The 20,550-nt window shown below is 49.2% G+C and carries 15 protein-coding genes, 1 pseudogene and 1 riboswitch; of the genes and pseudogenes, 4 read left to right on the top strand and 12 right to left on the bottom strand.

Annotation, left to right across the window (positions count from 1 at the left end):
* The first annotated feature begins 300 nt into the window (after nt 1–300).
* Nucleotides 301–927, top strand: coding sequence for a 2-polyprenyl-3-methyl-6-methoxy-1,4-benzoquinone monooxygenase (gene coq7 / locus ACO0LE_RS11540; RefSeq protein WP_422960502.1), 627 nt, complete (start codon nt 301–303; stop codon nt 925–927).
* A 109-nt stretch (nt 928–1,036) separates the two neighbouring features.
* On the opposite strand, the pseudogene ACO0LE_RS11535 reads toward coq7, so the two are convergent.
* From ACO0LE_RS11535 to ACO0LE_RS11500, 8 genes and pseudogenes are all read right to left on the bottom strand, one after another.
* A pseudogene (locus tag ACO0LE_RS11535) lies at nt 1,037–2,313 on the bottom strand (putative Na+/H+ antiporter).
* Between the two features lie 504 nt (nt 2,314–2,817).
* A complete protein-coding gene (locus ACO0LE_RS11530) occupies nt 2,818–5,115 on the bottom strand; it encodes a UvrD-helicase domain-containing protein (protein ID WP_422960501.1) in 2,298 nt (765 codons plus the stop codon).
* A 235-nt stretch (nt 5,116–5,350) separates the two neighbouring features.
* Nucleotides 5,351–5,971, bottom strand: coding sequence for a thiamine phosphate synthase (thiE, locus tag ACO0LE_RS11525; protein ID WP_422960500.1), 621 nt, complete (start codon nt 5,969–5,971; stop codon nt 5,351–5,353).
* A gap of 137 nt (nt 5,972–6,108) precedes the next feature.
* Nucleotides 6,109–6,993, bottom strand: a complete 885-nt coding sequence (gene thiD, locus ACO0LE_RS11520; protein WP_422960499.1) for a bifunctional hydroxymethylpyrimidine kinase/phosphomethylpyrimidine kinase — start codon at nt 6,991–6,993, stop codon at nt 6,109–6,111.
* Nucleotides 6,993–7,784, bottom strand: coding sequence for a thiazole synthase (locus tag ACO0LE_RS11515; RefSeq protein ID WP_422960498.1), 792 nt, complete (start codon nt 7,782–7,784; stop codon nt 6,993–6,995). Before ACO0LE_RS11515 ends, thiD begins: the two co-directional genes overlap by 1 nt.
* 78 nt (nt 7,785–7,862) lie before the next feature.
* Nucleotides 7,863–8,066 carry a sulfur carrier protein ThiS gene (gene thiS / locus ACO0LE_RS11510; RefSeq protein ID WP_422960497.1) on the bottom strand — a complete coding sequence of 68 codons (204 nt, stop codon included), beginning with the start codon at nt 8,064–8,066 and terminating at the stop codon, nt 7,863–7,865.
* Between the two features lie 9 nt (nt 8,067–8,075).
* Nucleotides 8,076–9,989 (bottom strand): phosphomethylpyrimidine synthase ThiC, encoded by a 1,914-nt coding sequence (gene thiC / locus ACO0LE_RS11505; RefSeq protein WP_422960496.1) that lies wholly within the window; start codon nt 9,987–9,989, stop codon nt 8,076–8,078.
* A gap of 66 nt (nt 9,990–10,055) precedes the next feature.
* A riboswitch (TPP riboswitch) is annotated at nt 10,056–10,158 on the bottom strand.
* Nucleotides 10,159–10,349: 191 nt separating this feature from the next.
* Nucleotides 10,350–12,428: a diguanylate cyclase gene (locus tag ACO0LE_RS11500; protein WP_422960495.1), complete on the bottom strand. Its 2,079-nt coding sequence runs from the start codon at nt 12,426–12,428 to the stop codon at nt 10,350–10,352.
* Between the two features lie 318 nt (nt 12,429–12,746).
* Between ACO0LE_RS11500 and ACO0LE_RS11495 the strand changes: the two genes are divergently transcribed.
* The 3 genes from ACO0LE_RS11495 to ACO0LE_RS11485 all read left to right on the top strand — a co-directional run bounded on the left by ACO0LE_RS11495 (nt 12,747) and on the right by ACO0LE_RS11485 (nt 16,575).
* Nucleotides 12,747–15,572 carry a valine--tRNA ligase gene (locus tag ACO0LE_RS11495; RefSeq protein WP_422960494.1) on the top strand — a complete coding sequence of 942 codons (2,826 nt, stop codon included), beginning with the start codon at nt 12,747–12,749 and terminating at the stop codon, nt 15,570–15,572.
* A gap of 177 nt (nt 15,573–15,749) precedes the next feature.
* Nucleotides 15,750–16,193: a DUF2147 domain-containing protein gene (locus tag ACO0LE_RS11490; protein ID WP_422960493.1), complete on the top strand. Its 444-nt coding sequence runs from the start codon at nt 15,750–15,752 to the stop codon at nt 16,191–16,193.
* Between the two features lie 133 nt (nt 16,194–16,326).
* A complete protein-coding gene (locus ACO0LE_RS11485; protein ID WP_422960492.1) occupies nt 16,327–16,575 on the top strand; it encodes a YdcH family protein in 249 nt (82 codons plus the stop codon).
* A gap of 101 nt (nt 16,576–16,676) precedes the next feature.
* Here the strand turns inward: ACO0LE_RS11485 and ACO0LE_RS11480 are convergent, their stop codons facing one another.
* From ACO0LE_RS11480 to ACO0LE_RS11465, 4 genes are all read right to left on the bottom strand, one after another.
* On the bottom strand, nt 16,677–17,507 hold the full coding sequence (locus ACO0LE_RS11480) for a DUF3025 domain-containing protein (RefSeq protein WP_422960491.1): 831 nt from the start codon (nt 17,505–17,507) through the stop codon (nt 16,677–16,679).
* An 88-nt stretch (nt 17,508–17,595) separates the two neighbouring features.
* Complete coding sequence (gene pyrC / locus ACO0LE_RS11475) at nt 17,596–18,705, bottom strand: dihydroorotase (protein WP_422960490.1); 1,110 nt, start codon at nt 18,703–18,705, stop codon at nt 17,596–17,598.
* A gap of 336 nt (nt 18,706–19,041) precedes the next feature.
* Nucleotides 19,042–19,767 (bottom strand): amino acid ABC transporter ATP-binding protein, encoded by a 726-nt coding sequence (locus ACO0LE_RS11470; RefSeq protein WP_422960489.1) that lies wholly within the window; start codon nt 19,765–19,767, stop codon nt 19,042–19,044.
* Between the two features lie 88 nt (nt 19,768–19,855).
* Nucleotides 19,856–20,548, bottom strand: coding sequence for an amino acid ABC transporter permease (locus ACO0LE_RS11465; RefSeq protein ID WP_422960488.1), 693 nt, complete (start codon nt 20,546–20,548; stop codon nt 19,856–19,858).
* Nucleotides 20,549–20,550: the final 2 nt, after the last annotated feature.

Here is a 20,550-nt window from a genome sequence, read left to right as displayed (position 1 = left end):
GTATCAGTTCATTTACTAGCAGTGCAAAGGGTATTCGGTCTTGCCAAGACTTCGAAACCTGTTGATTAAGAAGTTGTAGTCAATTGAAACAAATAACCAGAAATAGGGCAAAGAGAATTTGCGAACGATCGTATTTAAGCAAATTTTATGTGGCGTCTCCACAACAATTAAGGTTTTTCACAATGCAACTGTTGCAACTATTTTAGTGGTATCGAGTCGTGGCATGCCAATGCAAACGAGATCCTTTATTGAGGATTACAATATAGAAATTGAACCAGCAACGAACGGAAGCAGCGGATTATGATAAATCTGAACAACTTAATCATCAATTTTGACCGCGCCTTACGCGTGGTCAGCGGGCAAGCCCATGCATCGCGACTGAATCCTGGCAATTTGCAAGCAGATGCTGAACTTGACGATTCTGAGCGCCAGCACAGTGCTGGTCTGATGCGTGTCAATCATGTTGGTGAAATATGCGCTCAGGCACTTTATGATTCTCAACGACAATTTACTCAAACGAAGGCGATTCAAGAACAATTTCTGCATTCCGGCGTTGAAGAGGAAGATCATCTAGCCTGGACCGCAGACCGGTTGCGCGAACTGAATTCACGTATCAGTCTGCTCAGCCCGCTCTGGTATGTCGGTGCCTATGCTTGTGGCGCCATCGCGGCCAAATGTGGCGACGCGGCCAGCCTGGGGTTTGTCGTGGAAACAGAGAAACAGGTTGAAGCTCATCTGGCTAGTCATTTGCAGCAACTACCTCCACAAGATGCAAAATCCCGTGCCATCGTCGAACAAATGCGCGTCGATGAAATTGCTCATGGTGCAGCGGCAGATGCACTTGGTGCAAGCCAGCTACCGACGCCAGTGCAATTTGCGATGAAAGGCTTGGCTAAGGTCATGACCACTACCGCTTACTATATATAAACAAAATCAGACTAGAGCCGTGATGCTGACCGGTACAAAACTGTTCATATCAACAATAAAAACCGCTCACTACCACTTGGCGGTTTTTTTAGTGTCCTGAAAAACAGGCCTACAGCAAAAAGAAGCATGTAGCAGCAATGGTCGTCGGTAATAAAGCCGCCAGCAACAAACCCAATGGACTGATTGCCTGCTCATCAAATGAATCTTTTAAAATTGCAAAGCCCGCCGGGTTAGGTGCATTCGCAATCACCGTTAATCCGCCACCAGTGACCGCTCCTGCTACCAGCGCATATTTGGCGCTATCAGACAATCCCGCCACCAAAGAGCCGAGGTAGGTCAATGCGGCATTGTCCGTAATCGCCGTCAGCCCCATCGCGCCAAAGAATAAGAGCGTCGAGTTCATCCCGGCTAATATAGGTTGTAGCCACCATTGCTGTTTGCCCCCAATACGACTAGCCCCGCCAGAAAAAAGGCGACCAGCAAACCCTCACGCAACATCAGCTTGTCCTGATACCGCTGATAAGCATCGGCAAAGCCAAGAAAAAACAAAAACAATCCCATAAATACGACCGGGTAATGCGCAAACACAACGGTCGCTGCCAGAAACACATAATGAATCCCGACTACCGTCATCGGTATTGCCGTTGTATTGTCAGTTATTGCGGCGTCACGCTCATCAACCGCATCGACGGACTTAATTTGCGAGCGAAACAGGAAGGTCGCCAGCAACGCGTTGATAGCTACGGCAATCGCTGCTTTCCAACCAAATACACCCGACATGAATGCAACATCCCATTGCCATTTTTCGGCCACCATCAATACCGGAGGTGCGGCAAACGGTGTCAGCACGCCACCTATTGAAATATTCACGAACAAGACCCCGAGGGTTGCATATTTCAGGTGCTGAGAAATACCTTTGCTATAAAACCGATCCCGCAACATCAAGGCCGCCAGCGTCATAGCCGCCGGCTCCGTAATAAAGGAACCGAGCAAAGGAATCAAAAACAAACACAAGAAATACGCACTCAGAGCCGGGCTGACGGGCAGCAACGCAGCTAGCCGATGCACCAGACTTTGTACCGAATATAAAATCGGTTTAGTACCCGCAATGACCAGAATCACGAAGACGAACAAGGGCTCAGTAAAGTTCTGACTCTCAAGATAGGTGATCGCAGCTTTCTGCTTTTCAATCAGCGCGATACAGGTCACCAGCACCAGCGCCCAGAATCCAAACACGACCTCCACTTCACCGAGAAGATGCCACAAACCAGCGTGGTGCCGGCTCGTATGTGCCAGGTGTAAAAAATATTTGGTTGAAAACGTATGCAATACCGCCAGACCAAAAATAACAGCTCCGACGTAATTAATTAACTGCGTGCTATCCATAGTGACTTTGCCTAATTCGTTTCAGAAAAGTTAATGCGTTCATTGCGGATCTGCTGAGAATTGACAGAACATCAGACAGCTCTCTCTCGCAGGGAACTTCCAAAAACCCGTTCATCGACATTTCATGGAACCACATACTCATGCCACTCCTGCCTTTTCTCTTTGCCTCCATACCTCTATGGTGAGGGGTCTTGGTTTTTGCGTCAGTCCGTCAGTCCTACCGATGTGATTTTTCAATTTAGAGGTTTTTAGAAGTTCCCTGCATTAAATCCGCAACAGGGACGGGGCTTTCAGAGGCATTTCAGGCTAGAAGGCGCAGCTACATTGCGGATTCACTTTTTAAATTTTTTTCAACTCATTTGAGCCAAAATACGGCGCTGTATGGACGCCGCACGCACGACATAGCGATATGCCGTCATAGGAAGCCATAGAAAAGAGAGTCTCACTCGTACCAGTACCGCAGCGCTAGTTTTTTGCGTCAATCTCGTTTCAAAAACCTCTGCCTTACATTTTTTCCAGCTTCGCAATACTCAGATCCAGCAACTTCATTCCCTCACGGCCAAAGTTAATATGCGCCCGGCTGTTAGTGCCGCTGCCTTCGATATTCACAATCACGCCCTCACCAAACTTCGCGTGCTTCACTGACTCGCCTATGCGCCAGCCAGGCTTGCCCGAAGACGACTGTGTACCTTGAAAACTTTGTGCAATACGATTGGCCTGATCGGTCGGATCCTCATCCCATGCCGATTTTTTGTTGCCAAACCAGGATGCCTGAATTTTTGGCGACAACCATTTCAGGGACTCTTCCGGCATCTCATCAAAAAAGCGTGAGCGCAAGTTGTAGCGCGTCTGGCCATGCAGCATGCGTGTTTGCGAGAAGGTCACATACAAGCGTTTCCGCGCGCGTGTGATCGCTACATACATCAAACGACGCTCTTCCTCTACACCACTTTCTTCCTTCGCGCTGTTCTCATGCGGGAATAAACCTTCTTCTAAACCCGTGATAAATACATTATCGAATTCGAGTCCTTTGGCAGAGTGCACCGTCATCAATTGCATTGCATCCTGCCCGGCTTGAGCCTGATTGTCACCGGCCTCTAGAGAGGCGTGGGACAAGAACGCCGACAGCGGTGACATCACCGTTGCCATCGCGGCATCGGCATCGATAATCTCGACGCCATTTGCCAGCGTAATCACATTCGTTGTCGCCTGTGATTGCGGACCAAGCAACGCTGGCGCATCATGACCAAAACCTTCTTCCGTAATAAACAAGGTCGCTGCACTGACCAACTGCTCCAGATTTTCGATACGGTCTGCGCCTTCTTTTTCGTTCTGATAGTGCGTGATGAGCGTACTCAGATCGAGCACAATTTGTACCATTTCAGGTAAAGGCAGGCGCTGTGTTTCAAAGCGCGCTGACTCAATCATTTTCACAAAATTACCAAGCGAAGTGCCGGCCTTACCTGCGACATAGGGCACGGCGGCATAGAGCGAAATCCCATACTGTTTAGCGGCATCCTGCAATTGCTCCAGTGAGCGGGCACCGATACCACGGGCGGGGAAATTCACGACGCGCAAAAAAGCAGAATCATTATGCGGATTGTCCATCAACTGCAAATAGGCAATCGCATGCTTAATCTCGGCGCGCTCAAAAAAACGCTGACCACCGTAGACACGGTAAGGCAACCCTGCACTGAACAGGGCATGCTCGATCACACGTGACTGAGCATTCGAGCGATACAGAATCGCGATTTCGCTACGCATCGCACCATCACGTATCAGGTTTTTTGCCTCTTCAATGATCCACTGTGCTTCCTGAATATCGCTGCTCGCTTCAAAGATCCGCACAGGCTCACCATGTCCGGCATCGGTACGGAGGTTCTTACCGAGACGCTTGCTATTGTTCGCGATCAGGGTATTTGCCGTATCCAGAATATGACCATGCGAGCGATAATTCTGCTCAAGCTTAATCAGATTCTGCACTTTAAATTCTTGCTCAAACGCCGACATATTGCCAACATTCGCTCCGCGAAACGCGTAGATACTCTGATCATCGTCACCCACGGCGAAGACAGCACTGGCATTGACTGTGCCCTGACCAGACATCAGCTTCAACCATTTATATTGCAGGTCATTGGTATCCTGAAACTCATCAACCAGAATATGGCGGAAGCGCGCCTGATAATGTTCGCGCAAGGGCTGGTTGCGGCTCAACAACTCAAACGTGCGCAACAACAATTCGGCAAAATCCACAACACCCTCGCGCTGGCATTGCGCGTCATATAGCGAATACAGCTCAACCATGCGACGATTAAAATCATCATAGGCGTCAACCTCATGCGCACGCAGCCCCTGATCCTTCGCGCTATTGATGAAGTACATCAAAGTGCGCGGCGGAAATTTTTCGTCATCGACATTATTCGCTTTGAGCAAGCGCTTGATGAACGAAAGCTGATCTGAAGAATCGAGAATCTGAAACGTCTGCGGCAAACCTGCATCACGATAATGCGCACGCAGCAAACGGTTACACAGGCCATGAAAGGTACCGCTCCACAAACCGCGCGTATTGATCGGCATCATGGACGATAGGCGCGTCAGCATTTCTTTCGCGGCTTTATTCGTGAATGTCACAGCCAGAATGCCATGCGGCGACACTTGACCAGTCTGGATCAGCCAGGCAATACGCGTCGTCAAGACACGGGTTTTACCGGAACCGGCGCCGGCCAGAATCAAGGCGGACTGAGAGGGTAAGGTGACAGCGGCGAGCTGCTCTGGATTCAAATTATGGAGGAGATTTTGCATCCCCCGATTATACGGGAGTGCAGCGTCTGATTCCTTTTCTAAATCACGACCATGCCGCTAAAGGTGAACACCAGATTCAGGACAAAGGAAAGCGCCAGGTCGTCGTTACAGTGTCAATAGCAGATGACGAAGAAGCCGCACAATAGCGATACTCCCCCCATTATTTCAAAAAACCTATGCTTTTCCGCTGCATTCTATTAGTGCATAAAAATATACTCTGACTGAGTATATTATTTTATTCTGAAAACAAGCGGACAAACTCTTGCGCCGCAAGACGTGGATTATCCGCCAGATAAATACTGCTAATGACTGCCACCATATCCGCTCCAGCCTTGACCAAGGGACGCGCATACTCGACAGTCATGCCGCCGATCACAACATTGGGCAAATCGATCTGCACTTTGGCGTGATGAATGATGTCGTGCGGTGTAGTGACAGCATATTTCTTTACCCTTGATGGATAAAATCCGCCAAACGCAACATAGCTCGCCCCCTCTTGCTGCGCGCACTGTGCCAGAGTCAGATCGCCATAACAAGAAGCACCGACTATCCTATCGAGACCGACTACAGCGCGAATCTCGGCAACCGATGCATCCGTGCCGCCTACGTGAACACCGGCTGCGTCCAAGTCCACGCATAAATCCACATGATCATTAATAATCAACGGCTTATCATGAACGCGACACAGATCGAGCAAGGCACAGGCTTGCTGTCTACGTAAATCAGGACCGGCGGTTTTATGCCGGTATTGCACAATATTCGCGCCGCCAAATAAAGCTTGTTCCGTCACATCGAGCAACCGATCTGTATCATCCCAATCGGGCGTCACAATATATAAACCAGCCAAGGCACGCATTATGTTTTCTCTCAGAATTGGTGTTGAACGATGTTGAACCGTCGTGAACCGTGTTGAATCGTTTTGAATCCAGATTTTTAATTTGAGCGGCGATGGGAAGAGCGGCAAGTACGCTGCACTCTCACAGCTCTTATCCCTCACGACCCAAGAAATAAGTCCGTCGCCACCCTTTGCGGTATCTGCTGCCCTGTCGCGATGGCATAGGCATTCTCCAAGCTGCGCTGAGTAAATTCCTGAGCGCGCTGCAAACTTTCAGACATCGTCTTGCCAGAGGCAAGCTGCCCTGCAATCGCTGCCGCCAGCGTGCAGCCGCTGCCGTGAAATTCACCAGCCAATTTCGGCCATTGCCACTCATGCAAAGAATGCCGGGTGAACCAGCTATTGCGGACATAATCCACATCCGGCTCGCCATCCGCATGCCCGCCCTTTATCAACACATCCGTACAACGATGCTGGAGCAAGGCCTGCGCCCAGCGATGGCGATCTTGCAGGCCATGAATAGCTTGATGAGCTTGACGAGCTTGACTTTCCAACTGATTTCGCTGGCTCCCGTTTTCCGGAGATAGCCGCTGCGCCTCGGGCAGGTTCGGCGTGATCAGCGTCGCGAGTGCTAATAAAGAATGCAGCGAGGGCACCGCGTCGTCACGCCCCAGCGCATCACCGTGACCGCTTCCCAACACAGTATCGAGCACCACGGGCAGTACCGGATTAATCACCAGAGACTGCTGCACACAACGCGCAATCGCCTCCGCATTGTCGCGGCTCCCGACAATACCGATTTTGATTGCGGCGATTGCCATCTTGCTCATCAGCGCTGCTGCCTGCCGGACAATCAGTCCGGCATCAACCGGATGCACTGCGTAGACGCGATCATTGTCTTGCACCGTCAGCGCCGTAATGACCACCAGAGGATGAGCGCCCTGTCCGGCGATTGCCTCAATATCAGCCTGAATCCCTGCCCCACCGCTAGGGTCGTGACCGGCAAATACCAGCACACAAGGACGCTGCACTACCTGACTCATCAGTTGATCCGCCCTGCCATCGGGGATGAGGGTGAGGCAGCGAATTTACGAGCGATACGTCCAGCCAAAAAGGCTTCTCGCCCTGCCTCTACTGCCAGACCCATCGCTCTAGCCATGCGAACCGGATCATGCGCACCGGCGATGGCGGTATTCATCAGCACACCGTCGCAACCAAGCTCCATTGCAATCGCCGCATCGGACGCCGTACCGACCCCGGCATCAACCAGTACCGGCACCGTCGATTGTTCGATAATCAGCGACAGATTCCAGGGATTCAGTATGCCCATGCCAGAACCGATCAGTGAGGCCAGCGGCATGATCGCGACGCAACCGATGTCTTCCAGCATGCGCGCCTGAATCGGATCGTCGCTGCAATACACCATGACATCAAAACCGTCATTCACCAACGTTTTCGCTGCCTTTAAGGTTTCTGGCATATTCGGAAATAAGGTCTTCTCATCACCCAGCACTTCCAATTTACAGAGCTGATGTCCGCCCAATAATTCACGTCCCAGTTGCAGCGTGTAGACCGCATCTTCAGCGTTGTAGCATCCCGCAGAATTCGGCAGAATGGTGTATCGGCTCGGCGGTACTGCATCCAGCAAACTCGGCGCGTTGGGATCCTGTCCAATGTTCACCCGGCGAATGGCAACCGTAATAATCTCGGCACCACTGGCCTCGGTAGCCAGACGCGTCTGCTCCAGATCCTTGTATTTACCGCTGCCAACCAGCAAGCGCGAGCGATAGGTTTTGCCCGCGATAGTCAGGCCGGAAATATTTTCTGTTTGCATAAAAATCCTTCTATGTAAGGTGCGCCATGCGCACCAATGCGGGTGAATACGATGGTACGCAAGACGCACCCTGGCGCTTCATCCACCACCGATCGCGCGTACCACATCGACCCGGTCTTGCGCCTGCAAGCGATAGTCAATCCATTGAGCGCGCGCGATAATCTGGCGATTTACAGCAACGGCAATTGTCTGCCCCGACAAGTTCAGTGTAGTGATCAGCTCAGCCAGGCTTCTCTCCTGACCTAGCTGATAGTTTTCACCATTCAATATGATCTCAGTCATGACAACGGCTTATTGCTTGCGATAGATCTCAGCACCGGATTTAACGAACTCGATCGCCTTCACCTCCATGCCTTGCTTCAATGCCTGTACTTCGCTGATCCCCTGATTCGCTGCATAGTCGCGCACCTCTTGCGTGATTTTCATCGAACAAAAATGTGGTCCGCACATCGAGCAGAAATGGGCGACTTTTGCCGAATCTTTTGGCAAAGTCTCGTCATGAAATTCACGCGCTTTATCCGGATCCAGCCCGATATTGAATTGGTCTTCCCAACGGAATTCAAAACGCGCTTTCGACAAGGCGTTATCACGGATTTGCGCACCCGGATGTCCCTTCGCCAGGTCGGCCGCATGCGCGGCAATTTTGTACGTAATGATGCCGTCTTTGACGTCGACTTTATTCGGCAAACCCAGATGTTCTTTTGGCGTGACATAACACAGCATCGCCGTGCCATACCAACCAATTTGTGCGGCACCGATGCCGGACGTTATATGGTCGTAACCCGGGGCGATATCGGTGGTCAATGGTCCGAGTGTATAGAACGGCGCTTCATGACATTGTTCTAGTTGCAGATCCATGTTTTCCTTGATCAGGTGCATAGGCACGTGACCCGGACCTTCGATCATGACTTGCACATCATGCTTCCAGGCGATTTGCGTGAGTTCGCCCAGTGTTTTTAATTCACCTAATTGCGCCTCGTCATTGGCGTCGTAAATCGATCCGGGACGCAAACCGTCACCGAGACTAAACGAGACATCATAGGCTTTCATGATCTCGCAGATATCTTCAAAATGGTCGTACAAAAAACTTTCTTTGTGATGTGCGAGACACCATTTCGCCATGATGGAACCACCGCGTGACACGATGCCTGTCATACGTTTTGCCGTCATCGGGACATATTGCAAACGCACGCCTGCATGGATAGTGAAATAATCGACACCCTGCTCCGCCTGCTCGATCAGCGTATCGCGGAAAATCTCCCAGGTCAGATCTTCGGCCTTGCCGTTGACTTTTTCCAGCGCCTGATAAATGGGTACAGTACCAATCGGCACAGGCGAATTACGGATGATCCATTCACGGGTTTCATGTATGTGTTTTCCCGTCGACAGATCCATGACGTTATCGCCGCCCCAGCGAATTGCCCAGGTCATTTTTTCAACTTCTTCGCCGATGCTGGATGTCACGGCAGAGTTGCCGATATTGGCATTAATTTTGACCAGGAAGTTACGGCCGATAATCATCGGCTCGACTTCTGGATGATTGATATTGGCAGGAATAATCGCACGGCCACGAGCGACCTCTGAGCGAACGAATTCTGCGGTAATTTCGTCGGAAATCGATGCGCCAAATGATTGGCCCGGATGCTGACGCCCCATCAGATCAGCCAGCTTATTGCCCATGGGTCCGGAGGCTTTCAGCTTAGCCAAATACTCTTTACGTTGCAGATTTTCGCGGATCGCGATGTACTCCATCTCGGGCGTGATAATGCCCTGCCTTGCGTAATGCATCTGACTGACATTTTTACCTGGAAGAGCGCGACGTGGCCTACGTTTAAGATTAAAACGCAGCTCCGCCAGCTTGGGATCATTCAATCTTTCTATGCCGTATTCCGATGACGGTCCTGACAATTCTTCGGTGTCATTGCGCTCAGCAATCCACGCTACCCGTACCGATGCCAAGCCTGAACGAATATCAATATTGACAGCAGGATCGGTGTAAGGACCAGAGGTGTCGTAGACATAAATCGGGGGATTTTTTTCCGAGCCGAACATGGCCGGCGTATCGGATTGACTGATTTCACGCATCGGTACGCGAATATCAGGCCGACTTCCCTGAACGTAGATTTTGCGTGAGTTAGGCAAAGGCTGTATTGCAGCCTGGTCGACTGTCGCGGTAGCGGACAGAAATTGTGGATTGGCGTTCATTTTGCTCCCATTAACGTGCACATTATTGATGGCAGCTTGGGAGGCTTGAGGTACGCGCAAGGGTGTTGCGATACAATTTTGCTTCCCTTCGCTGGCATTATCCAGATCAGGTTCGAGGGTATTTCTCACCCGACAGCGGCTATTGCTGTCAGGACCCCTAGCAGTTCTACATTACATTTTACAAAGCTTATTTCGTACGACTATGACCAGTACAATTTTCTTTCCGACTTGCAAAGACTCACAGCCAGCGTCATATTCGTTTGCCGTGGCAATTGGTTAGTAATCAAAATTAATAACCAGCTTACGGTCAGCGGCATTATATAGCGAGTAGGGCTTAAAAGTCTGTGCGTTTATTTCAACTTACATAGTGATGTTTTCTTCTATTTCGTTGGATTTGCGTCGTGCCGGGCCAACAACTTCGATCAATTCGACCATACCTGCATTCAAAGCAGCAGACAAATCATGATCAAGTACATTCATTGCCTGATCGTGGGGAACCAGCAATTTCGCCAATCCATAGGCACGGTTTCGTCCGTGGGCTTTACCAAGGTATAAGGCCATATCAGCCATTTGAATTGCTTTTTCCCAATTGCATATTTCTTCAGGAATATCAGAAAACGGCAATGGAATAAATCCTGCAGTAACGGTGACAGAGATTGCTAGTTCGCCAATTTGAATATCCTTTTCACCAATCGCAAGTAGGATACGTTCAACTAATTTAGTTAATTGTGAGGGATGCGATTTAGGCGAATAAATTAGAAATTCCTCGCCGCCCCACCGCAATACCATATCAGTATCCCTGACCGCACGCTTCAAACGATGTGCAACCTCCATCAATACACTGTCGCCTACCGTATGGCCCCAGGTGTCGTTAATCTGTTTGAAGTGATCAATGTCCATGAGTATCAAACAGTCAGGATTGCCTGCATCATCTTCACGACGTTCTTTTTCGGAAGCAAGCGTGCGCGTCTTCATCATGTCGACAAAGGATCTTCGATTGTACAAGCCGGTTAGCGGATCTCTGACTGCATGAAACGCAAGTTGTAAATTAGCTTCCAGAAGCTTTTCGTTCGCATTGCGAACTCGCCTGTATAGTAAGAACACAAAGATACCGGCCATCACTGTTACTGCTGCTGCTAACATGGTAATGATTTGCTGAAGTCGGCGATTTTTAATCTCCGCATCTTTTAACTGATTTTCTCGCGCCAGAAGTTCTATTTGTTTTTTTCGCTGGTTGGCATCAAATTGCTCCTGCATTGCAGCAACCGCTTTAGCCGTGCTTGCTCTAAAGAGTTCACTCGCAAGATTTTGCTGCTCTCGAACAGTTTCCAGAGCCTCCTTATACATGCCAGCTTTTTCATACATCCGCCCAAGCTCACCCAACATGGACTCGATATCCGTTTTGATACCTAAGTCCCTCAATTCCTTCATCACGCCGTTAATAAAAACCATCGCTTGCTGAATTCTTCCCTGGCCGCCAAGAGCAAATCCTATGTTTGCCCGGGAGTTTAATATCGCTGTTTTATCCTCCGCCGCTTCCGACTTAACAAGAGCCTGTCGCGCTGTCCGTTCGGCTTCAATGTAGTTGCCAATGTGGAGATAATAGTCGGCAATATTACTCAAGGTCAGGGCTTCCATACCTATGGATTTGGTTTCTTTAAATATCTTTAAAGCATGTTGGTACGACTTCAGCGCATCGTCAAATCGTCCCAGATCAATCAAGGCTAACGCCTGAGTTGAATACAAAGAACCAATTAATTTTGGAGAATTAGCGTCAGCAGACAATTCAAGTGCTGTGGCTATAGTTTCCAGAGATTTCTCCGGATTATGCATATCGAGGTAGAGACCTGCCAGTGAAGATAACCGATATAGCTTTGATTGAGTGCGACGTTTCGTCAAAAGATCAGATAAACGCAATGCCTCCAGCCGGTGGGAAAGAGACGGCTCAAATTTCCCTAGTGACGAATATGTACTACCGTAAGCCACTTCAATCCGCATTAATAATTCTTGATTTTTGGTGCCGTCAACTGACCTTTTAATATCGTCTAATTTCGTAAGCGCAACATCCTGCTTACCTTTTTCAACTAGATCGTAAATTTCTGCCAAGCTAGCGAATGCAATGAGTTCTTTATCTTTGCGTTCAAAAGCAAGCTTCAACAAAGCTTCCTGTGTCGCTGCGGCATCCTTTGGCCTACCTGCGTCATACAATAAAGTAGCTAACGTTCTATATGTTTGAGCACGAACTTCGTAATCTGCATCTGGCGGCAGTGTGTCTTTAAACTTGCTTAATTGCTTTAAGCCTTCATCGTTATCGTTATCGGACAAGGCTCGAATCGCGTCCAGATGTTCCATATCGTGCTGATCTTCAGCATGGGCGATTCCAACATGCAAAATCAAAAAGAGAATTATCAACAGACGATAGGTTAACAATTGAAGCACGGTCGTTTACCCTTAAAAAGTATGAACCTTTGGTACAGCAGTCTATTTGTCTCAAGCGCCGGGCTAATACGCTTATACGAGATTATTTTAATAATGCGACCAATCCTAGCATTTCCTTAATAATAATTGCCAATAATTAAGGCATTTCACCTTGGAAATAAGTTAAATAAAGCAAAGTATTGTGGCTAATGAGACTGTTATTGCTCATTGGCCAAAGACTAACAATAAATTACCAGCGTAAGTAACTTCGATTAAACGCCTAAAATTTTTGTTGAGTCATTTATAATCAACGGTTTAGCAAACTAAGCACATATCATCATGGAATTAGCCAAGTCATTTGAGCCCGCCGAAATCGAAGCATTCTGGCGTACGGAGTGGGAAAAACGTGGGTATTTCACGGCCAGTACCGATGCCAGCAAACCATCGTTCAGCATACAACTGCCACCGCCAAATGTAACTGGCACCCTGCATATGGGACATGCGTTTAACCAGACGATCATGGACGGTCTGACCCGCTACTACCGTATGCGTGGCCACAATACCGCCTGGATCCCGGGCACGGATCACGCCGGTATTGCTACCCAAATTGTGGTGGAGCGCCAGCTCGATGCACAAAAAATCTCTCGTCATGATTTGGGCCGCGAAAAATTCCTTGAAAAGGTCTGGGAATGGAAAGAAAAATCTGGCTCTACGATTACCGGTCAGATGCGACGCATGGGCGCATCGGCTGACTGGGATCGTGAATACTTTACGATGGATGCACCACGCTCCAAAGTCGTCACAGAAGTGTTTGTGCGCCTGGTAGAGCAAGGCCTGATCTATCGCGGTAAGCGCTTAGTGAACTGGGATCCTGTGCTCGGTACCGCTGTTTCAGACCTTGAAGTGGTATCGGAAGAGGAAGATGGTTCGATGTGGCATATCCGCTATCCGTTTGCGGATGGCAGCGGTCACCTGACGGTCGCAACCACACGTCCTGAAACCTTGCTGGGTGACGTCGCCGTTGCCGTCGATCCTACGGACGAACGCTACATCCATCTGGTTGGTAAGATGTTGAAATTGCCGCTGACTGACAGAGAAATTCCTGTCATCGCCGACAGTTATGTAGACAAAGAATTTGGTACTGGCTGCGTCAAGATCACGCCAGCGCATGACTTTAACGATTATGCAGTCGGTCAGCGCCACAAGCTGGACATGATCAGCATCTTGACTCTCGATGCAAAGATCAACGAAAACGGTTCCGCAGCTTACCAAGGCATGGATCGCTTCATCGCCCGCAAACAAATCGTTGCCGATCTCGACGCGCAAGGTTTACTCGAATCCGTCAAACCGCACAAACTCATGGTACCGCGCGGTGACCGCACGAACGTCGTGATTGAACCGATGCTGACAGATCAGTGGTTCATGGCAATGAGCAAACCCGCACCGGAAGGTACTCACTTTCCAGGCAAATCCATCGCCGAAGTCGCGCTGGAAAAAGTCGCCAGCGGCGAGATCAAATTCGTACCGGAAAACTGGAACACGACTTACAACCAATGGCTGAACAATATCCAAGACTGGTGCATCTCACGCCAGCTCTGGTGGGGCCATCAGATCCCAGCATGGTACGGTGACAATGGTGAAATTTTCGTCGCCCGCAATGAGGAAGAAGCAACAGCAAAAGCCGCGGCAGCAAACTACACCGGTGCACTGAAGCGCGACGACGATGTACTCGACACCTGGTTCTCATCCGCCCTTGTTCCGTTTTCGACGATGGGCTGGCCGGAAGAAACCAAGGACATGCAAATGTTCTTGCCCTCATCCGTCTTAGTCACCGGCTTCGATATCATTTTCTTCTGGGTGGCGCGCATGGTCATGATGACCGCGCATTTCACTGGCAAGGTACCGTTCCATACCGTCTATGTACATGGACTGGTACGCGATTCCAGTGGTCAGAAAATGTCTAAATCCAAAGGGAATACGCTAGATCCTATCGATCTGATCGACGGCATCAGTGTCGACGATCTGGTTGCCAAGCGCACCATCGGCTTGATGAATCCCAAGCAAGCAACCGCGATTGAAAAAGCTACCCGCAAAGAATTTGCTGATGGTGTCCCCGCCTACGGCACCGATGCTTTGCGTTTCACGATGGCAAGCTACGCGTCTCTCGGTCGCAATATCAATTTCGATCTGGGTCGTTGCGAAGGTTATCGTAATTTCTGCAATAAACTGTGGAACGCTACCCGCTTCGTGCTGATGAACACCGAGGGCAAGGACTGCGGTTTTGATGCCGGAGTGACGGATGCCGATCTCGATTATTCACAAGCTGACAAATGGATTATCTCAATGCTGCAACATGCAGAAGCAGATATCGAAAAGGGGTTCAGTGACTATCGCTTCGATAACATCGCTTCATCCATTTATAAGTTTGTCTGGGACGAATATTGCGACTGGTATCTGGAAGTCGCGAAGGTACAGGTACAACACGGCAGCGAGGCGCAGCAACGCGCGACCCGTCGAACCTTATTGCGCGTACTCGAAGTTATTTTGCGCCTCGCGCATCCAGTAATTCCATTTGTAACAGAAGCATTGTGGCAGACGGTAGCCCCGCTGGCAGGCAAACATCTAGATCCGGCGGGCGACTCCATCATGCGTCAGCCTTATCCTTTGGTGAATGCGGCGAATATCCATACCGGCGCAGAAGAATGGATGGCCGCCCTCAAATCGCTGACCGATGCGTGCCGCAACCTGCGCGGTGAAATGCAGTTGTCACCCGCCCTGCGCGTTCCCCTCCTCTTGCAGGCAGGTAGCGCAGTAGAGAAATTGCAGTTGCAATCCTTCGCACCATATCTGCAAGCGCTGGCAAAGCTTTCAGAAGTTCAGGTCCTTGACGAACTGCCAGAATCACCGGCACCTGTATCTATCGTCGGCACTGCCAAACTGATGTTAAAAGTTGAGATTGACGTGGCGGCTGAACGCGAGCGCCTGGGTAAAGAGATCGCAAAACTCGATGCAGAAATCAGCAAGGCACAAGCCAAACTCAGCAATGAGAGCTTCGTCGCCCGCGCTCCGGCAGAAGTCGTCACCCAAGAGAAGGAACGAGTCGCAGGTTTCACTGCAACCTTAGAAAAAATGCGCGAGCAATTTGCCAAATTACCGGCCGCATAATTGAACTAGACCTTTGGAAAGCAGCCAGCAGGCTGCTTTTTTTTGCCTCGACTAAACTATGATGTTGTGTTTTACCGTCATTAAAGTAGACGCTCTAATTATTTAGTACATAACAAAAAAACTGGCACGTACAATCAAGCGCAGAATGAAATTGGTCAATCTAAGGACGGAGACAATATGAACAAAAAAACTGGCATCGCCGCACTGCTTTTGTTGTGTATCAGTTCAGGCGCATTCGCTCAGGACACCCCTATCGGACTGTGGAAAAATATCGATGACAAGTCCGGCAAACCAAAAGCACTTATCCGTATTGTCGAAAACAGTGGCGAGTTAACGGGCAAAATTGAAAAACTCTTTCTTGAACCCGAAGAAGAACAAAATCCAAAATGCGATAAATGCGATGGAGTGAATAAAAATCAGCCTATCATCGGTATGACGATTTTGTTTGGCTTGAAAAAAGACGGCGACGAATATAACGGCGGCCGCATTCTCGATCCGGCTAATGGCAAACTGTATCGCAGCAAACTCTCGGTCACCGACAACAATAAAAAACTCAATGTCCGTGGCTATATCGGCACACCACTATTCGGTCGTTCACAAGTCTGGGTACGGGAACAATAATTGCCATGTTGACGTCAGCAAACTGTGCTGACGTCTTTGTTTGATCTGTTTGATCTATATCAGCACTGGCAACGCTACTCACTTTAAGCTGGAGATGTGATGTATTTTCATCTCACCCACTGGAGGAGTAGTTATGCAAGTAGAACACCATCCGCTGTCGACTGAACTCCCCGAATTCAAAGATACGATCCATGCATTGAAGCTCAGCAACGCACATTTTAGTAAATTGTTTGATGAATATGCAGAAACGGACAAGGCCGTGAATCGCGCAGAAAACGGCGTCGATCATTTAAATGATGCGGCATTAGAAGAATTGAAAAAAGTACGCGTTGTGCAGAAGGATCATTTATTTCAGCTCTTACAAACTGCCAGCGCCGCCTAGTTCGGTTTTGCTTAAAGCGGCACCACTGATCAAAGAAAAAGGATAGCGATGTCGCTATCCTTTTTTTTATTGTGTTGAATTCTCGATTATATGTCCGCTATTTAATGCCTATCTGATAAAGAACGTTTCTTTGCACGAAACACCTGTGTATCTGCATAAAACTCATGACTCTGATTCTGCCACCACCCAGGAATGCCTAGCACGGGTAACGGCGTGTAATCCGCGGTGCTTAAACTGATTTCACTTAAACGTGTTGCGACCTCTTGATCTAACCATTGCCTTTTTCCTTCATCGCTGGCCGTAAAAAATTGCGCATCCGCCCGAACCACAAAAGTATGTGCCGTAATTGCTTTATACGGATTCACCAGCTTTTCCATCAACGCATGCCCAAATGTCCAGACCTCGGCTTGCCGCCCGAACAGGGCGCGTTGCTGGACGAAAGCCTGTTGCCATTCATGCCCGCGCAATGCGGCGATCAGAGCGTCACCTTGTGCGCTATTATCCACCACCAGCAACGCGGCATTTTCATCAAAAATCGTTGCCGCATCACGAGCTGAACCGCGTGACTTGCCAATGCCATGCAGAGCTATTTGAGCAGCTTGCATGGCATTTAATTGTCGTTTAATTTTTGGAAAAGTCAGCCATACCAAAGCGTTAAAAAAGTCGTGCAAATTTTCACGCGTCGGCACTTGCCCTGTATCGCTGATGAAGGCTTCATAAGCGACACCCTCGGGCAGACATTCTTGTGCGATAAAAGAAATCCGTTGCTGGGCATGATTCTGCACGAGGTTGATCTGCGCGCTCTCGTTAAGATAGCGGCGCCAGTCGCCTGACGCTTGCAAGGCAAGCGCGGTTGCACGGACCGGCGCATACCAGCCATGCGACCAGTCAATAGCGGAATAAAATAAGGCAGGTTCTGGAGTTTCGGACATTACATCGCCGGGCAGCTGACTTACACTCACCATACAAATACAATCGGATTCAGGAATAGCAGATTTGGAAATTTCAAACTTGAAGGATTCAAACTTGAAAGTCTGCAATGGCCTGCATTTTCCAATGAATAGTTTCGCCGCCGTTCAATGGCACAATCGTCGTGTCAACGAAAGGCAATTCAGCGGGCAAAGTCCAGTCCTCGCGCGTCAATATAATCTTGCCGGTATTGCGTGGTAACTGATAAAAATCAGGGCCATTGAAACTGGCGAAGGCTTCCAATTGATCCAGTGCACCAGCCTGATCAAACGCCTCCGTGTAGAGTTCCATCGCATGCAGCGCCGTGTAGCAACCGGCACAACCGCAGGCGTGCTCTTTCAATCCCTTAGCATGTGGCGCCGAATCCGTTCCCAGGAAAAAACGGGCGCTACCTGAAGTCGCCGCCTGCAGCAAAGACAGGCGGTGTGTCTCGCGCTTCAGCACAGGCAAACAATAGTAATGCGGGCGAATACCGCCTTTAAAAATCTCGTTCCGGTTATACAGCAAATGATGCGCCGTAATCGTGGCGGCAATCGGACCGGAGGCACTGGCAACATATTGCGCGGCTTCCGTCGTAGTGATGTGCTCGAAAACCACTTTCAGCTCAGGCATATCGCGGCGCAAGGGTTGCATTACGCGATCGATGAACATGGCTTCACGATCAAATAAATCGATCTCAGGATTCGTAACCTCACCATGAACCAGAAACGGCATGCCGACTTCTTGCATCGTTTCCAAGGTCTTGTAGCACTTGGTCAGGTCCGTCACACCGGCATCAGAATTCGTCGTCGCACCAGCCGGATACAGCTTCACGGCATGCACAAAACCACTGTCTTTGGCACGACGAATTTCATCCGGCGGCGTATTGTCGGTCAGATATAAAGTCATCAGCGGCTCAAACTGCATCCCTTCAGGTAAAGCAGCCAGAATACGCTGGCGATAAGCCGCAGCCTGCTCTGTCGTGGTCACAGGCGGCTTCAGATTCGGCATCACGATCGCACGCGCAAATTGACGTGCGGTATCAGGCAAGACGCTGGCGAGTGCGGCACCATCGCGCAAATGCAGATGCCAGTCGTCTGGACGAGTGATGGTAATCTGCTGCGGATACTGCCCAGCGTTACGGGAGGTCGGTGAGGTTTGCTGAGTAATCTGAGAGGTCATGGCGGCTCGCTTTTTCAAGTAAGCATCATTTTACCTTTTTTGCCTCAGCACCTATAGGATGATAGATACTCTATCCCAGTATATTTTTAATGCCTATATAAAACCTGCGGGATAGTGCCTGTTTTATATAAAAAAAGAGGGAGTATTGGATTTTCAGCACCACAGTAACTTAGGCGATAGCGTCCGGCATTGCCGGAACAGTCTAGGGAATCGCCTTCCTCAGCCTCGCAGGTGGTTCGCGAAGCTGAGGTTGTGGTATGCCACTATCGAACTGAACTACAGAACTTGGTGGCGAACTTAACAATGCAGGCAGTGCAATACTGACAGTGACCTAGTTTAATGAATAATCTTGGCAAGGAAATCACGTGCACGCTCAGAACGCGCCGCATTAAAGAATTCATCCTTGGCACAATCTTCGACGATCAAGCCCTTGTCCATGAACACAATACGGTTCGCCACTTTTTTCGCGAAACCCATTTCATGCGTCACTACCATCATGGTCATGCCTTCTTGTGCGAGACCCACCATCACGTCCAGCACTTCATTGATCATTTCCGGATCCAAGGCAGACGTCGGTTCGTCGAACAACATCGCGATTGGATCCATGGACAATGCACGAGCAATCGCTACACGCTGTTGCTGACCACCAGAAAGCTGACCCGGGAATTTATCTTTGTGCGCAAGCAGGCCGACACGGTCGAGGTATTTCAAGCCTTTTTCAGTCGCTTCGTCTTCGCTGCGACCAAGCACTTTCACCTGACCGATGGTCAGATTCTGACGGATCGACAAGTGCGGGAATAATTCAAAATTCTGAAATACCATACCAATACGGGCACGTAATTTGGACAAGTTAGTTTTTGGGTCGCCGACAGAAATACCATCCACAGTGATGTCCCCTTTTTGAAAAGGTTCAAGACCGTTGACCGTTTTAATCAGAGTAGATTTACCAGAACCGGACGGTCCGCAAACTACTACAACTTCACCCTTCGACACTTCGGTAGTGCAGTCCGTCAGAACCTGAAACTGACCATACCATTTGCTGACATTATTTAATTTAATCATTCTATTCTCCGGTGCATCCACGATGCTGATCGCGGATGCCTTTCTCAAATGTGTTAACTAGTAGCGGATGAACTATGCCGTCATCTCTTTATCGGATAATCGCAAATTTGGTCTGCAATTTCTTCACCAGAGAAGACAAGGCAAAACACAAAATAAAATATACGACAGCGACGAAAGAATACATTTCAACCAAGCGGCCATCACGCTGCGCAACTTTGGATGCAGCACCGACAAAGTCAGTAATCGACAGCACATAAACCAGCGACACGTCCTGGAACAAGACGATGGTTTGTGTCAGCAATACCGGAATCATGTTACGGAAAGCCTGCGGCAAAACAATATTGCCCATGGTTTGCCAGTAGTTCATCCCGATCGCATAACCCGCCCAGATTTGACCTCGTGGAATCGATTGAATACCCGAACGCATGATTTCGCAATAGTAAGCAGCTTCAAACATCACAAAGGTAATCAGGCACGAAGAGAACGCACCGACTTGCACAGGCTCGTTCGCACCGATAATCCATGCGCCGATATAAGGTACAAGAAAGTAGAACCAGAAAATCACCAGTACCAGCGGAATAGAACGCATGATATTGACATAGGTGGTCGCAAATACTTTGACCGCTTTAATGCTGGACAAACGCATCATCGCCAGCAAAGTGCCGAGAACAATTCCGCCAGTCATCGCAAGGAAAGTCAGTTCCAGAGTGAAGGACATACCTGTCTTGAACAGGTACAACCAGGAACGCTGAATGACATCAAAATCAAAATTACTCAACATGA

Source organism: Undibacterium sp. Xuan67W (assembly GCF_049340165.1).
Classification (GTDB): Bacteria; Pseudomonadota; Gammaproteobacteria; order Burkholderiales; family Burkholderiaceae_D; genus Undibacterium.
Note: the sequence above shows the minus strand (reverse complement) of the source record. Positions and strands in the feature narration are given on the sequence as shown.

Bases quoted from the DNA above. Each gene is read 5' to 3' on its own strand.
- coq7 (WP_422960502.1), top strand. From the start codon at position 301: ATGATAAATCTGAACAACTTAATCATCAATTTTGACCGCGCCTTACGC.
- ACO0LE_RS11530 (WP_422960501.1), bottom strand. From the start codon at position 5,115: ATGCAAAATCTCCTCCATAATTTGAATCCAGAGCAGCTCGCCGCTGTC.
- thiE (WP_422960500.1), bottom strand. From the start codon at position 5,971: ATGCGTGCCTTGGCTGGTTTATATATTGTGACGCCCGATTGGGATGAT.
- thiD (WP_422960499.1), bottom strand. From the start codon at position 6,993: ATGAGTCAGGTAGTGCAGCGTCCTTGTGTGCTGGTATTTGCCGGTCAC.
- ACO0LE_RS11515 (WP_422960498.1), bottom strand. From the start codon at position 7,784: ATGCAAACAGAAAATATTTCCGGCCTGACTATCGCGGGCAAAACCTAT.
- thiS (WP_422960497.1), bottom strand. From the start codon at position 8,066: ATGACTGAGATCATATTGAATGGTGAAAACTATCAGCTAGGTCAGGAG.
- thiC (WP_422960496.1), bottom strand. From the start codon at position 9,989: ATGAACGCCAATCCACAATTTCTGTCCGCTACCGCGACAGTCGACCAG.
- ACO0LE_RS11495 (WP_422960494.1), top strand. From the start codon at position 12,747: ATGGAATTAGCCAAGTCATTTGAGCCCGCCGAAATCGAAGCATTCTGG.
- ACO0LE_RS11490 (WP_422960493.1), top strand. From the start codon at position 15,750: ATGAACAAAAAAACTGGCATCGCCGCACTGCTTTTGTTGTGTATCAGT.
- ACO0LE_RS11485 (WP_422960492.1), top strand. From the start codon at position 16,327: ATGCAAGTAGAACACCATCCGCTGTCGACTGAACTCCCCGAATTCAAA.
- ACO0LE_RS11480 (WP_422960491.1), bottom strand. From the start codon at position 17,507: ATGTCCGAAACTCCAGAACCTGCCTTATTTTATTCCGCTATTGACTGG.
- pyrC (WP_422960490.1), bottom strand. From the start codon at position 18,705: ATGACCTCTCAGATTACTCAGCAAACCTCACCGACCTCCCGTAACGCT.
- ACO0LE_RS11470 (WP_422960489.1), bottom strand. From the start codon at position 19,767: ATGATTAAATTAAATAATGTCAGCAAATGGTATGGTCAGTTTCAGGTT.
- ACO0LE_RS11465 (WP_422960488.1), bottom strand. From the start codon at position 20,548: ATGTTGAGTAATTTTGATTTTGATGTCATTCAGCGTTCCTGGTTGTAC.